The organism is Vibrio sp. 10N.239.312.D08 (assembly GCF_041466145.1).
Taxonomy (GTDB): domain Bacteria; phylum Pseudomonadota; class Gammaproteobacteria; order Enterobacterales; family Vibrionaceae; genus Vibrio; species Vibrio crassostreae_C.
In genome coordinates this window covers 30,990-45,566 of sequence record NZ_JBFSSD010000001.1, presented here as the reverse complement: position 1 = coordinate 45,566, position 14,577 = coordinate 30,990, and the positions used below count along the sequence as shown (strand labels likewise).

Here is a 14,577-nt window from a genome sequence, read left to right as displayed (position 1 = left end):
TTGTGTTCTTCTTAGGTTAAATAAACTTAAAAGGATACAATCATGAAAACTATCAAAACTACTACCACTTCCAATACCACTGAATCTTCTTATATTTCCGTTTTCGGTTTTAAGAAAAAGTATGATAAGACGACTAAAACGGTCACTACGGTTACAGAATCTACGCAAATAGAAGTAACTCCTGAAGTTATCGAAAGAGGCAAGATTCTGAAGTATTTAGGAAGACGTACTGCCTCAAACAAGTGCATAAAATATATTCCAGAACAAACTAAGACTAAGAACCGCTACAAACGCGCATTACTACTTGCACGTGGTAACGTACATTGGCTAAACGCTATGTCTTACGGTGTCAGTGGCGGTGTACTAACTAACATCCTTACCGGAACTGGTGATATTGATGTTAACGTAGCACTACTTGCTCTTACTACTACAGTGATTACTATTACTGGTCTTGTAAAAGTGTACTTCGATGTTCAATTCAAGGATTCAGGCTAATAAAAACCATACTCAATTGTTTGGTTTTTTTTGTTAGTTAAGGATCACTTATGAATTTTGAATACGAAATTATGGGATTAACGTTCCATTCTCGCTTGGAACTAGCAATAGCGCTAGTTTTCATCTGTCTGTCAATAAAATTGCTGACAGTAGCAGCCTTTAAAAACTTTCTTATGAGAGATAAAGGTAATGAAGTTCACTAATACTATAGAAAAGAAAGATGGAGACTACACGCGTCCTCGTATACGTGTGCACAATGCACATATCGATGCAAGTAAACGTGACAAGTCACTATTCTTTCGACGTAAACCAGTTAAAATTATCAACACTACTACCAAACAATGGGCTGTTGCCGATTGTCTTGGTTCTGGTGGAATAAAGGGTTTGACTAAATCTACTCTAGCAATGGAGTATGACACAGCAGATCAATTAGGTATTCGCGTTGGTCAACAGTGCGATTTAAACGTAACAAACGCCACTTACTTAGATATGCTTGTATGGTCTTGGCAACACCCAGATTATATGAGTCGTATGTCTTACCAACACATGATTCTAGGTACTTTCCTAGCTATAGTTGGCATGTTTAGCGCTTTAATTTGACATCAAAAGGTAACCACAATGGACCCAGTAACACTAGCTACAGCGTCATTTGTTATCACAGTTGTAATTCAACTGTTTTTTTAATTTACAACCCTGTCGGGCTAAACGCCTGATCATGGGATGAACGTTTAGCCCTTAAACCAACCATTTAAGGAGCTACCATGTTCAACCAACCAAACCACCAACTAATCGACTTAATGACCTTTGAGCAAATGACATCATTTGAACAGAGTGAAATTGAAAAATATACTTTTTTAGCAGAAACTGCTTTTGACGATTTACGCCAAAAAGCTGAAAAATCTGCTAGTGAGTATGTCAATGCTGTCGATCTATTTGAATTGAAATATCTGTTAAAAAAGGCGGGCTTCGGCGTTAGCTTACCAATGGCAACAATTGCCTTTGCGCAGCGTAATACCGCGACCGTTCATTAACATAACTAGAATTCCAACCTGACATATGCTTTGCATGTTTCTGGTTGGGTTCAACCTAATGCCTATTTCCATAGTAGGTATTAGTGAACCCAACTGGAGAACTACTCATGCAAGCAACGTTAGACGCAAACACAAACATCATCACAATTGGAACGACTTCTATTGCTCTACAGCACGGCCATATTTTTAACCGTTTTAGTAGCAACAAAGCAGAGTCACTTTTAAAAAAGTGGCTTGTGAAGTCTAATCTAATTTCAAATGATGCTTCTGTTTCAATTGTGGGCTTGCACCAGTAAGCCTAATTAATCAAAGGCATTTAGGAATGAGTGCTTTTCGTTAATTCCATCCCAACACCTCATTTATTGAAGTTAGTTACTCATCTATCGACGCCTAATCGCGCTTCGAAAGTTCAGTAAACAGAAAGTCACTGTGGCCATGACGAACCTTGAAGCAACAAGCAAAAATGCTTAATAAGAACTCCTAGAGCTCTTTACCAAACAAACAACCATGTTGAATCAACTTTTGTATCAACATATCCCGTTGGGCATACCAACGGTGTGCTCTATATCTTTTACTAGGAGCTACACCAATATGACCCAAACAACTCTACCTCAACTGGCTCAAATGATGCTTGGCGTTAATGCCAATGAAGCTAAACGAGTCGATGTAACAAAAATGAATGAAGATGAATTTGCTATTGCTAGCGAACTCTCTGAGTTTAAAGCTTGCTTTGATAACTCTTATAGATACCTAGAGTACACCGGTGCTACTTATGTACTTGGCTATGTCAATGTAGGCTTTCCAATTGAACATGCCTTTATCAAAGTAGGGGATAGATATATCGATCCAACTTATGAAGTTTTTGGTATTGAAGTCTCTGAGTATTACTCGGTTTTAGAGGTTCCCCTATCTCATATGTTTAAAATTGTTACTGAAATTTCAGAACATACAAACGACATACCTAGAGCACCTATGCTTCATGGATTACGTTGTCATCCAGAATATAAACACAAATTCATTAACCAACGGACTCAAATGCGCGATTTATTAAACATGAATCAAATTACAGTCCAAGGCTAAAAGCCAACCAAACCATTTTACCCGTAGGGCCATCACCCTAACGGGCTGTATGGCTTTATACGGGTTCCAAAATTAGGAGCTACACATGAAGTTATACATCAAACAAACAACCGAACTACCAGGTGCCTTTGACATTCGCGAAGCAACACTTGAAGACTATAAACAGATGATTCCAGACGATATCAAGCTAAAGCTAGCTGAAGAATATCTTTATGAGTCACAGATAAAAACAGAACCGCTGACTTCACCAGATCTCACTAAACTTTACCTTAGTACAAAGGTAGTGCATGAAGAGCGAGAAGTATTCGGCGTAATGTTCTTAAGTAAGCAACATCACGTTATCCATGATGAAATCATGTTTAAAGGTACTATTGATGCCGCTTCTGTTTACCCAAGAGAAGTTGTAAAAACTGCCTTAAAACACAATGCTGCTGCATTGATTTTTTACCACAACCATCCGTCTGGAGTAGCTGAACCATCACAAGCTGACAGACGAATTACCCGCAGGCTTGCAGATGCTCTAGAGCTCGTTGATGTACGAGTTCTTGACCACTTTGTAGTAGGTAAGGGTCAAATAGTTTCATTCGCTGAACGCGGTTTGATCTAGATTTAATTTAAACCATCTTTGTGATGGTTTTCTAAAGCATCTTGCTTTAGAAAGCGATTACAAATTTTCATACCCATAACAACATTTTCAACTTTTAGTTGCGTTGTTCGTAACTCCCTAATCCCGTCCTATAAGGTTCGGAACGAATGAGTTATCAGAAGTCCACTGAGGAAATACGACAGTTAAACGCATTAAATTGCACTTAAAAAACCACCTGCGAGGGCATTACAGACGCCCTCGGGCAGAGTAGTAGCTTTCGTTAACCAACAACTAAGGAGCTACCATGCACTCTGTATTTAAAACTTACCTATCGCCAAATGATGACACCTCTTTTGAGAATGTTATGCAAGCCGCGTTTACTCTCAACCAAGAAGATTTTCTTTCTAACGTCAGCGCCGTAAAGGACTTCGCTACAAATTGTCGTGTCATTGATTTGAAGCCAAAGGCTGAACGCTTATTCGTTTTTCTAATGAGTGAAGTAGCACATCAATTTCTAGGCAAACAAATGAAACAACCGGCTACGCACTCTTACATGATGGCTAGTCCTTCTCATATGTTGATCTCGTTCTCTGAAGAAGAAGGCTATCGACCCATTACTGGTGGTGACACCATTAATCATGCTCGTGCCAATGAGAAAAAGCTACATATCGCCTATTATTGCGAAGGTGATGTCACGGAATATCAATTCACTGACCTCGAATCATATATGTCCGAATTAACCTCTTTTGAAGAGTTCTTTAAGGAGGAATTTTGATGTTCAAGTCACTCGAGAACAAGACAAGCCAAGTTATTGAAGTAACAAGTGAATGTCATTTGAATGATTTGACTGTTGACACATCAATGATGAAGTCATCGTTTGATAAACTAACCAGACTCCGCACGACAAAACAGAAATCTCTTAGCTATACAGCAAATTTGAATATCTTTATTACTCACTAAACCATAACCCTAGTAGGGAACTTCCCTACATAATAGGGGAGTTCCGTAAGGAGCTATCATGAAGAATGAACCAATCGTAAACCTACCTATCGTACACCCAGCTACATCTATATTTTTACCAGATGTGACAATGACAATAGAAGGTTATGAATCCAATCAGCCTAATGTAAAGCTGGAATTAGACTACCGCGACATTTCATACACTAGTCGTCAGCCAAATGCGTCAAAGTATGAAAAGATTCTAGCAAAAGCAATCAACAAGCAAGCAATGTTGATTGGCTGGTGGCTAATAAAGCTGAATCAGTTAGATGTACACCCAACAGCGCCGTTCAATATTAGTCGCAACTTTAAAGTTGTGATTGGTCCTTGGAGTTACACTCTTCGCTCGGAGTTAACGCGATTAAACTTTTCGTGTTACTCAGTAGGCAAGGTAAATGGCAAGAATTCACTAATTCAATTAGGAGAATGATATGGCTGTTTATCACACTACGGCTGGCGAAAAGTATCTATATAAATTTGGAGATAAATACTGGAGGAACTCAGAAGGTATCTTGATTGAAGATCTTGCAACTGACAACCTTCCGGTTCCACAACTTTATTCTGAAGAAGGCACACCGACTCACGAAGGTTACTTCAACTGTAAAATTCATTGTCTTACAACGGACTTGGTACATGAGCTGAAACTACATTCTGTAGATGAAATGATCATGAAATGCACGAGTTTATACCCCGGCGTAGACATGACCATTGGGCAAAAAGCTGAATTACAGGAAGCGTTAAACCTTACTGAAGATGAAGCTGACAGCTTAGCAGAAATGATTCCCTATGCGATAAATGAAGGTTTTGAGCTATCAGGGGATCGTTATGAATACGACTCTTACGAGTTTGGTACAAAACCAAAGCTGTTCGATTGGGAAATACTTTAAAACCACCCACTGGGGCTTACCCAGGTGGGGTAAGTTCCATTTAGGAACTATCATGATGAATACAAAAGTTAGTAATACAATCCAAAACATCCTCAAAAAATCTCGCTTCAACCAGAACAACTGCAGATTTCGAACTGCTGATCTAGAAGCCAACATCAACATTGCAAACTTATATAAGGGTGCTGATTTCATTCTAGTGGATCGCTCCTACGGCTCACTGGTATTTCCAGTTGGACGCGGCTGCGCTCCTGGCTGGATGAAAGCATACAGCTCTTATCAAGAAGCAATTTGGTATCAGATAGATGCAGATGGTACAGGACGAGAAATTAATCAGGATGAAGCAATGCGACTTATAGAAAAACTCCCACAGAGTGAGGGTGTTTCGAAGTACAGCTTGCTTAGAAACTTGGTCATAATGCTAAAAGATGGCAACGTTACTAACTCCGGAATGGTCGCTTGTAGTCTTACTACGAAATCAACTATTGGAGAATGGAAGCGTTGGTTTAGAAACTCAGGTAACAATGTAATGCTCGACTTCATAATCAACGTGGAGAAAAAGTTATATGTTTAACCCTGATAAAAAATTGTATCGAAAAGATGTAGAACATTTATTGTCTACTAATTGTGGGCTCAGTATTAATGATGTGTCGGTTGAATACATTGACCAATGCAACGAATGCGGACAGCCACCTAGAGAGTGTTTTGACGAACTTGTGAAAAAGTACGACTTAAACACTTTCTAACCTAATCTAACATACTGTGAGGCTAATAGGCTTCACAGATGTTATCAGGTGCTTTAGGAAGTCATCGCAACCGCGGTCACCTCCTAAATCACCTCCCACCGCTTTTTATTTTGTCTATGACAAAATTTTTAGCTTAGCCAGCTAAACCATCATTGCATAAGTGTATATGACGGTTTAATTGGGCATTAGTCTGATGTGGAAAAAAGACAAAAAACCAAACCGATCTTTCGATCAACTTAAACCTAACCGCTCATCGAGCAACTTTACAACCAAACGGAGATTTTACAATGCCGGAAATGCTTTCCCTTTTTGTATTTATCATTACTGTCGTGACGCTATTCTTTGCATATTTAACATATCGCAATATTAGAAACGTCAAACGCTCAAAATCAATTAACCAAATTAAGTTTGATAACAACCTTAAAGCGGAAAAAATTGAAGAATACAGCGCCATGTCATCTTTAGGTACATTAGATAGTCACTTTGTGAAAAATCAGCATGAACCAAAAGAAATGACAGTCAGTAAAACGACTAATCAATTCAAGCCGTCAAACGACTTGCAACAATTAGTTTTTTAATCTCAACAACTAACCTAAACCACCCATAGGGTTTCACTTCCTTATGGGAAGTAGCCCGATTTTAAGGAGCTATCATTATGTTTAATCTAGAGAACTACCTAAGCGGTCTTAACGCAGAGTTAACATTCTTATATGTATTACTGCTAGCTAGTCTTGTTTTATGCGTTATCTCTGTTATTACTTGGGTTGCTACAACAACTCTTAACTTAACAGTGTTTCGTAAGCAAGTTAGCAAACTCAAAGCCGAAATCAAATTGCAAAAGCAATACGATAAAAAGCTAAGTAAGCTATACAAAACAGTAAACGTAAACCCATTCGTTACAGTAGTTAATGCATTTTCAAATGCACTGCGTAACGTAAAGGTAAACGGAATTGCTTTTACTTCACCTGTTCAACCTGAACGAGTTTCTATCACTGATATCAAACTTTCGAACGTGTTTCCAAAGTGGGGTGTTATGCTAGAAAGTAACTTCAAATATGGTCACACAATCAAAGCTTCTTCAGAAGTGGATATTGACGATCAAAAAGTAGAATTTGCAAAAATTGCTGCTGAAACTAAGAAAGAAGCTAAAAAGCTAGGCCTATCACCAGAGACCGCGCAAAAAGAACTTCTTTCAAAGACTTCTCACATCAAGAAAACGATTGAGAAGAAAGAGAAGATGTCCAAATCATTACGACAAAACGTATACGTTTCATCTGATATGGCTGCTCAAACCCAAGAGACTTCTATCGAAATCTCGTTCCGTGACGAATTCTTCAGGAATTCAGTTGCAAAAGGAACTTTCTACTATGATGCAGAGGTTGTTAAATCAGCACATGGTAAAAGTGGTCGCAAGCAAGCACGTAAAGCTATTCAACAAATGAAGGCTAACCAATCAGCAACTGAGACTGTTCAACAACAACCAAAAGCTGTACCTGCATCTCAACCAGAGAAGCAAGAAGCTACAGTAGTTGAACAACCTGTAGTGACGCAACCTGTGGTCGCTCAACAACCTGAACCTGTTCAACCATCGAATATCGTACACATCGATTTAGATGCTCTAGAGCAAGAGGAACAAGCTGTTTTCCAAAATCAATGGGAAGAAGTTCCAAATTACGGTTCATAACCTACCGAACTCAAGTTTACTCAAGAACCAATTTAGGTTCTTGGGTTGCTTGACCTCTTTATCTAAAAACCCTATCATCAAGTCTAATCTTCATATCTCTGCCAGCTGAGAGCCTTACATCAAGTAAGGTGGGGAAATTACCCCAAGTAACCCGCTAAGGGTGAAATGCTGAGTGGGCTTCCTTCTAGTATTCAAAATTCCACTATCTATTCCTTCAGGATGTTTACCTGGTGGCTTGATTCTTTCGAGCTAAAAGATAAACACCCTGCATTACTCTCTATTTAATCTATTTGATTATTTACGGTAATCCGTAAGACACGACGAACCACCTCCGGGCTTGGCAGATCGTTCTTAACAGATCCTCACTGTGGAAATGAGAAACAAAAACCAAAGCGAAAGCTACAAAAAACTTAACTACCCAATGGGAGAATTGAATACTCCATTACGGTAGTGCTCCTTTCTTTCCATCTGGAAACCCCAAGGAGCTACTAACTATGTCAGTACCACACAAAACTGAACTCGAATGGTCTGGAAACATTGGATCTATCGAATACACTAACAACCAATGCCTAAAACTCAGTATCGGCTCAAACCGCACTCGCTCAGAGCAAGGAACAAGTACAGCATGGATGACAGTAATTTTCACAAAAGGACAAACAAATACGTTTGGACCGAAATTTGCTGTCGGCGATGCTCTTCATGTGAAGGGGGATCTTAGTCTTAGCACTTATCAAAATGTTAAAACTACGACACTATTTGTTCGACAGGTTATAGAGCATGAACCGAAAGGCGTTCGTTACCTAGCTAAACTTCACACAACCGCTGCGAAACTTGGTAACCAACAAGTGCTAAATTTTCTTAGAGATGAAGTTCAACTTCATAACTTATTTTGGCACATGATGGGTCAGATGTTCCCAGGAACACCTATGCCACAGCAATTGGAACGACAGAATAAAAATCAAGCACCTGCTCCGATTAATAATGCCGCTCCTGTACAACAGCAACAAACGCATACACAGCAGCAATCGTATGCCCCGCAGCCAGAGCAACCTGTTCAGCAGCAATCGTATGCCCCGCAGCCAGAGCAACCTGTTCAGCAGCAGTCGTATGCCCCGCAGCCAGAGCAACAAGTTCAGCCGCAAACGTACACACCGCAGCCAGAACATCCTGTTAGCCAACAGCAAGCACGTGCCCAGCAACCTACTCAGGTACAAGCTGAGCCCGCGCGAGCACCTGTACAACAGAATGTTCAAGTGAAGCCAAATGCGCAGACGCAAAACTCAGTTCAACAATTAGGTCAGGTAGATATTTCATCATTACCGCAAGGTATCCTCGACCAAATCATGAACTACCAAAGTGAAGGTGGAGCTCCTCTACAATCAGGAACCCCAGATTTCCTAAATAACCCAGAAATGACAGTTCCTGATGCAGTCAAGGCTCATGCCCATGAGATCGCATCTGCAGAATTGCAAAATACCGAAAATTTTTTCAAACACCAATAAACCACTGAGGAACACCACTATGAATTCATTCCGTAAAGCAATGGCCAAAAATGACCCTGTACGTTTTGCTCGTATGCAAAAACTAGAGGTTCGCGGCAATCTTACACGGGAGGCAGGTCATGTCTTCAGTGCTAATTGAATGTATAAGAAAATACCCAGAAGGTGTACGTTCTTACCGATCATTAGAAGTTGATGGAAAACAAGTTACTCTGTTTTTATCACGTAAGAAATTCTTCCCCAAAGCGGGATATCTAATGATAAAAGGTGAGGATAGCTTAGAGGTTAAGGATGTTCCCGAAGTGGAGTTATCCCAAGCAACTAAGATTTTCGAAGAAGAAATTAAGTTAAATCAAAAATAAACCATTCATTAACAACTAACCCTATCGGGAACGAAAGCCCGATCATGGGTGAGTAGTGACCTTTAGGATACAACCAAATATAAGGGGCTACTCATGTTGCTTTACAACGACCACAACCTAACTCTAACGTTACGCCAAAACGGTGAAACACACTTGGTGAAAAATTTCGGCAACTCTCGAGTTCTAGCACGTATGGACTTTTTAGAGCGTCGAGCTGAAGTGATTAAATACTGCACTTACAAATTTCATCAAACTGTTTTATTCGCTTAAGGAGTAACTTCTATGCCTATTTTCTCTACAAAAGTATCTGTGCATGAATTACAGAAATACTTCGACATCGATGAAATAATTAAGATGACTGAAGTTGATGAATATGACGCAGAAAAAGAGCTTTACGAACTAGATTTCACAAATGTGCAGATTAAAAAAATTGCACAAGCACAAATGAACCTGATAGTTGACGACCTACGTTGTCATCAGTTACATGGGTTCGGTTCTGATCATTACCAATCGGCTTACGCCTTTGTAGGTACAAATGATTTTATAGAACTTTGTGAAACACTAGGGACAAGCAGAGATGCAGCTGAGTATACGCAGAAGTGGTTCTTATACCGTTACACTCCTGAATACGACAAAGCTCTACAGGCTGCAGCTGAAGGTGAGAGTTATCCAGAATACATTTGCAAAACTCGTTTTGCTTATGAACTGGCGAACTACTTGTTCGAAAATCGTAATAATTTACGTAAATTTGTTGACACCTACATTGGTGACAAAAGTTTAACCTATTGGGAAGAAATGAGTAAGCAAGGCCTTAAGTCCTACGCTTGCAGGTCAATGCTAACTGGCTTGTTCGCTGAGAACAGAAACAAAGGCATGACTAACCATGATGAAGAAAGTGAATAACTTTTCTTTGTAACCATTTCCACCAAAAAATTCACCTTAACGGGGCTGCAATTACCCCGTTAGGGAAAATGTAGCCCCGTTAAGGTGATAAACCACTTCAATAAGGAGCTACACGCATGACAAATCAAACTAATACAGCTGAAAAGCTAGACCAAGAACAACCACAATCAAACGCAGAACCACAAGCGGCAAACGAAAATGTTGTAGTTGAAGAAGTTTTTTCAACAGACTACGACAAATTCAAAGCCATGAAACCTGAGAAGTTATCTGAAATCTACTTTGATTTATCAAAGAGAGAACAACGCTTGATTGACAGGTTACCATGTTGGCGTGAGGTGCTCTGGGTTAAACCAGTTGATACCTTCGGGGATTATTGGTCTGGCTTAAACAACAACATTCCAAAGCGCTTATATCGACACCCAAGCTGTCCAAATGATGTTCCAGCAAGTTATCACCCTGACCAAGATTTATTGGTTGATACGGTGCTATTTGCGACAGGTAAACGACATTTATCAATGGGCATTTACGGGGATACCGGTACAGGCAAAACCGAAATGGCACGATACGTTGCCGATAAGTTAAACATTCCATTCTTATCAGTCTCACTTACTAAGTCTTCGAGAGAAGATAAAGTTACAGGCACTTACTTAATTGAAGATGGCGAAACTTTCTTTGATTGGTCTTTAATACCTATCGCCTACGACGCTAAAGGTCCGGGCTACATGCTGTGTATTAATGAAATCGATAAGGGCTGTGATTCCGTAATTGCAAAATTACACGATATCGCAGACTACAAACCATTCACAATTGATGACACTGCTGAAGAGGTTCTACCTCATCCACAGTTCCGTCTACTTGTCACCGGCCAAACTTCTGGCTCAGGTGACCCGAGAGGTTTGTACAAAGTGGAACCTTTGGATAGAGCGTTTATTGCTCGATTCTTTTGGGTTCGTGCAACTTATCCGAGCAAGGACGTAATGAAGTCAATTCTGAAGCAAGAGTTTCCGCGACTGCTTAATGCAACGCTAGACCCAATGTGTACGTTCTACGAACTGTGTACACAAGCTTTAGAAAACTCACACCTAGATATTGAGGGAGAGGACCTAATTAACGTCGGTCAGAGTGAGTCGAATCAAGGTGAGCAATTAATTTTCTCAACTCCTACTTCAATTCGTTTGATGAAGGGGTGGGGCGATTTATTGCTTAAGTACGAAGGTCATCGCAACGTAGATAATGTCTACAAAATGTGTATTGGCCAAAGTGCAAACCCTGACGATCGTCGCCCAATGTTACGTTTACTGGAAATGTGTTTCGGTGATGCTCTTGAACAGCCTGCTTTAATTGAGGCGTATGTTCCTGAGTTTCCAGAATCAGAACCTCAAGATATTAGCGATGTAGATTTCGCTTTATTTCTTCACAAAGAAGATGAGGCTAACAAGGTCTGGATGATTGGCTGCGACTTCCGCGGTACTCATACCTTATACACGCACCCAGTGAACAACAAAACGGTTTATTTCCACAAGCCACTATCTGACTTTAATGATGACATTCAGCAACAGCAAACTTATATGAAATCAAAAGGGACAGAGAAGAAGATGAAAGGCTACGTTATGCAGCCTGGTTTGTACCGATACGACATCGAGAACGATAAGCTTCTTTACGGCACTAAAAAGTAACTTTTAACCACCCTGTAGGGCAAATCTCCCTACAGGAGATAGCCCTATTTTGTACATTTAAACCAAGTAGGAGCTATCACATGGCTAACCAAATCAACACCCAAACAATCAACGACAACAATAGCAGCGTTGCTGTTGCAGTAGAAAACACGCTAGAAGCAACGAAAGGTCATGAAGGCGTTTTTGTCATTATCCCTTTCTCAGTTAGTGTGCCATCACCTAGCCGTACTGTTGGTACCTTGAAACACACCAACAGTTCAGGACAGGATGTTACAGACAACCGCAAGGTTGGCAATGCAACAGTGGAGATGTTTTCTCCCAAGGAAATCAACTTTGGCAAAGTTATCCGTGATCGAGTTCGAGCTATGTTCCGTGAACACGGTTTTAACTTAGGTAATGGTCTTTTCCTCATTAGTGAAACGAAAGTGGAGTGGGTTTATAGCCAAATCCTTTCATCACTAACTGAATTCGAGCAAAGCGTAGAAACATTCTTAGATGAGTACCCATCTCTAATTAAGAAGCAAATGTTTCTGCAGCCAAAACTCCGCGAAGAGATCAGTAAATACCACCCCTCAGTTGAGAACCTAAGAAAAGCTTTCCGATTTCGTATCGGCGCACCACAAGCAGTACAAGTGCATAGTTGTGTTCAGTCAGTACAAAACCTGTTTTCTAACAGTAATGTTCAAACTGAAATTGCAGCTGGTCTTATCGATCCAATCGTTGAGTCACTTGCTCAGGATATGAAGCACTTCTGGAACTACAACATTCGTAGTGTCAGAAAGGCTATGGAACAACCTGAATATCGAGAGGATTTTACAAATCCATCAAATCGACGCTCTGGTATCCGAGGCGTGTTTCTTACTATCCTGCAAAATATGCAATCCAAAGTGAAAGAAGCTGAGAAGCTAGAGCCGTCACTTGCAAAAGTGTCAGCTGAGTTCGACAAGATGATGAAGAATATTCCTGATTCGAAGTCGATCACTAAGGAAAGCATGTACTTCAATTATGAAGTTGGTGTGAAAATCAATGAATTTGCAACCCGCATGAGCGAAGCAGAGTATTTAATGGCTCTTATTAACGCTGAAAAGGGTGCAAAAGAAACTGTTGATCATGCTACAGCTATTGCTGAATTAGCTGCAAAACATCAACTAGAAGCTGAGAGTGAAGAAGAAAGAGAGGTAAGCCTTACTGACTTCTTATGCGGTAATGTTGACCTTGATTTTGGTGAAGAATCCGAACCAACGAAAGAGACAAGCATTGCAGCCGATGCAGAAACAAATATTGAAGTAGAATCGCAAGAAGCTACTGATATTGATGTCGAAGCACCATCAGGTGAAGTTGATTTAGCGGATATCGTTGAACCTAACAAACAACAAGCGAAAGTTGTTGATGTTCAAACAGAAAAAGTAGATACAAAAGTTGATACGAAAGTAGAAACTCCGATTGAAACTCCTGCGGCTAAAATGCCGATTGAACAAGAACAACCTATGCTTGATGCACAGCGAGAAACAGACTCTGTGACAATTGAAACAAGTTCAGTAGAATTCGACGCGCTCTCAGTGACGATTGATTCTGAACAGCTTCAGGCAGGGAACGTAACTCAAAAGACTGCGCAAGCACAACAGGCAGTAATCGAAGAAGAGCATGAACCTGAGTTGCAGACAATTGCTTCGTTATCTAACGAAGTCGATTTGGAAGCACTTTTTGCTGATCTTTAATTACATACCCCTAGAAGGGACTCCTTCTAGGGGTCCTTTTCATCTACATGAAAGGAGCTAAAAGTGAGTGCTTTAAATAATCGTTCTATACAAAATAGTCTCGGCGTTATTAGTAACGCTTTGGCTGGTGGCGGAATTGCCTTAAATCTATGCGAAGCTAATGTAGCGTTTTGTTACGAAGATTCGCCAAAAGCTGCAACTAGGCATTCTAGTGTAAATATACCTAATGCCGACTTCAGCGATAAAGGCAATATGGAAATTGCAGAAGGGCAAGCTGTACATGAATCGCTTCATCATATATTTAGCGATCCAGAAGCAAAGAGTATGTTAACGAAAGATGCTTTTAGTGGATTTCGTAATAATGTATTTGACTCAGCTGAAGATGCATATATCGAAGATATGGGGCAACGAAAATGGAGAGGTATCCGAAAGGTACTAAACCGGCGCCTAGTGCATTACAAGCGAAAATGCTTTTTCCAAAAAACTGAGGAACTTGAGGTTATAGAGCTAATTGAGCAGTATATATACTGTTTCATGTCAGTGGAGAGAAACAATGCAACCCCATTGGATTCACTCTATTCCCAAGCTAAATTTCGTATGATTATGGAGTTAGGTTTTGAGAATTTTGATCACCTCAATGAACTGCTACCCAACGGACTAAAGACAACATCTAGTTTAGAAAATGTTGAATTTGCAGAAAGCATTGCTAATTGGTTGAAAGGTTTAATTCCAAATCAACCACAGCAACAACAACAGCAGCAACCTGAACCTAACAAAGATAAGCAAGGTGATACCTCTGACGGTGAAAACCAACAGGGCGACACTGGCGAGTCACAGCAAGGTGAATCTGGCGAGGACAAGCAAGGTGATACCTCTGACGGTGAAAACCAACAGGGCGACACTGGCGAGTCACA

General features: G+C 40.2%; 18 protein-coding genes and 1 pseudogene. All 19 read left to right on the top strand.

From position 1 onward, the window contains the following. Nucleotides 1-42: 42 nt before the first annotated feature. A complete protein-coding gene (locus AB6D58_RS00285) occupies nucleotides 43-495 on the top strand; it encodes a hypothetical protein (RefSeq protein ID WP_372155985.1) in 453 nt (150 codons plus the stop codon). A gap of 189 nt (nucleotides 496-684) precedes the next feature. Next, on the top strand, nucleotides 685-1,095 hold the full coding sequence (locus tag AB6D58_RS00280) for a hypothetical protein (protein WP_372155984.1): 411 nt from the start codon (nucleotides 685-687) through the stop codon (nucleotides 1,093-1,095). 161 nt (nucleotides 1,096-1,256) lie between these two features. Next, nucleotides 1,257-1,526 (top strand): hypothetical protein, encoded by a 270-nt coding sequence (locus AB6D58_RS00275; protein WP_372155982.1) that lies wholly within the window; start codon nucleotides 1,257-1,259, stop codon nucleotides 1,524-1,526. Between the two features lie 107 nt (nucleotides 1,527-1,633). Then, a complete protein-coding gene (locus AB6D58_RS00270) occupies nucleotides 1,634-1,822 on the top strand; it encodes a hypothetical protein (protein ID WP_372155980.1) in 189 nt (62 codons plus the stop codon). Nucleotides 1,823-2,117: 295 nt separating this feature from the next. Further along, the gene (locus tag AB6D58_RS00265; RefSeq protein WP_372155978.1) at nucleotides 2,118-2,606 is read left to right on the top strand and encodes a hypothetical protein; all 489 of its coding nucleotides are present in this window, start codon (nucleotides 2,118-2,120) and stop codon (nucleotides 2,604-2,606) included. Nucleotides 2,607-2,793: 187 nt separating this feature from the next. Then, nucleotides 2,794-3,213: pseudogene (gene radC / locus AB6D58_RS00260) on the top strand (DNA repair protein RadC); the annotation flags it as partial. A 283-nt stretch (nucleotides 3,214-3,496) separates the two neighbouring features. Next, nucleotides 3,497-3,967 carry a hypothetical protein gene (locus tag AB6D58_RS00255; protein ID WP_372155976.1) on the top strand — a complete coding sequence of 157 codons (471 nt, stop codon included), beginning with the start codon at nucleotides 3,497-3,499 and terminating at the stop codon, nucleotides 3,965-3,967. A gap of 243 nt (nucleotides 3,968-4,210) precedes the next feature. After that, nucleotides 4,211-4,621 carry a hypothetical protein gene (locus tag AB6D58_RS00250; RefSeq protein ID WP_372155974.1) on the top strand — a complete coding sequence of 137 codons (411 nt, stop codon included), beginning with the start codon at nucleotides 4,211-4,213 and terminating at the stop codon, nucleotides 4,619-4,621. A gap of 1 nt (nucleotide 4,622) precedes the next feature. Beyond that, the gene (locus AB6D58_RS00245; protein WP_372155972.1) at nucleotides 4,623-5,078 is read left to right on the top strand and encodes a hypothetical protein; all 456 of its coding nucleotides are present in this window, start codon (nucleotides 4,623-4,625) and stop codon (nucleotides 5,076-5,078) included. A gap of 52 nt (nucleotides 5,079-5,130) precedes the next feature. Then, on the top strand, nucleotides 5,131-5,649 hold the full coding sequence (locus AB6D58_RS00240; protein WP_372155970.1) for a hypothetical protein: 519 nt from the start codon (nucleotides 5,131-5,133) through the stop codon (nucleotides 5,647-5,649). Between the two features lie 459 nt (nucleotides 5,650-6,108). Continuing rightward, on the top strand, nucleotides 6,109-6,399 hold the full coding sequence (locus AB6D58_RS00235) for a hypothetical protein (RefSeq protein ID WP_372155968.1): 291 nt from the start codon (nucleotides 6,109-6,111) through the stop codon (nucleotides 6,397-6,399). A 77-nt stretch (nucleotides 6,400-6,476) separates the two neighbouring features. Then, complete coding sequence (locus AB6D58_RS00230) at nucleotides 6,477-7,505, top strand: hypothetical protein (protein WP_372155966.1); 1,029 nt, start codon at nucleotides 6,477-6,479, stop codon at nucleotides 7,503-7,505. 494 nt (nucleotides 7,506-7,999) lie between these two features. Then, on the top strand, nucleotides 8,000-9,007 hold the full coding sequence (locus AB6D58_RS00225) for a hypothetical protein (protein WP_372155964.1): 1,008 nt from the start codon (nucleotides 8,000-8,002) through the stop codon (nucleotides 9,005-9,007). Nucleotides 9,008-9,126: 119 nt separating this feature from the next. Then, nucleotides 9,127-9,366 carry a hypothetical protein gene (locus AB6D58_RS00220; RefSeq protein WP_372155962.1) on the top strand — a complete coding sequence of 80 codons (240 nt, stop codon included), beginning with the start codon at nucleotides 9,127-9,129 and terminating at the stop codon, nucleotides 9,364-9,366. 93 nt (nucleotides 9,367-9,459) lie between these two features. Next, nucleotides 9,460-9,636: a hypothetical protein gene (locus AB6D58_RS00215; protein ID WP_372155960.1), complete on the top strand. Its 177-nt coding sequence runs from the start codon at nucleotides 9,460-9,462 to the stop codon at nucleotides 9,634-9,636. A gap of 12 nt (nucleotides 9,637-9,648) precedes the next feature. Further along, the gene (locus AB6D58_RS00210) at nucleotides 9,649-10,269 is read left to right on the top strand and encodes a hypothetical protein (RefSeq protein ID WP_372155958.1); all 621 of its coding nucleotides are present in this window, start codon (nucleotides 9,649-9,651) and stop codon (nucleotides 10,267-10,269) included. Between the two features lie 116 nt (nucleotides 10,270-10,385). Then, nucleotides 10,386-11,945, top strand: coding sequence for an AAA family ATPase (locus AB6D58_RS00205; protein WP_372155956.1), 1,560 nt, complete (start codon nucleotides 10,386-10,388; stop codon nucleotides 11,943-11,945). Nucleotides 11,946-12,025: 80 nt separating this feature from the next. After that, the gene (locus AB6D58_RS00200) at nucleotides 12,026-13,663 is read left to right on the top strand and encodes a DUF3150 domain-containing protein (protein WP_372155954.1); all 1,638 of its coding nucleotides are present in this window, start codon (nucleotides 12,026-12,028) and stop codon (nucleotides 13,661-13,663) included. Nucleotides 13,664-13,726: 63 nt separating this feature from the next. After that, a partial coding sequence (locus tag AB6D58_RS00195) for a hypothetical protein (protein ID WP_372155952.1) occupies nucleotides 13,727-14,577 on the top strand: 851 nt, incomplete at its 3' end.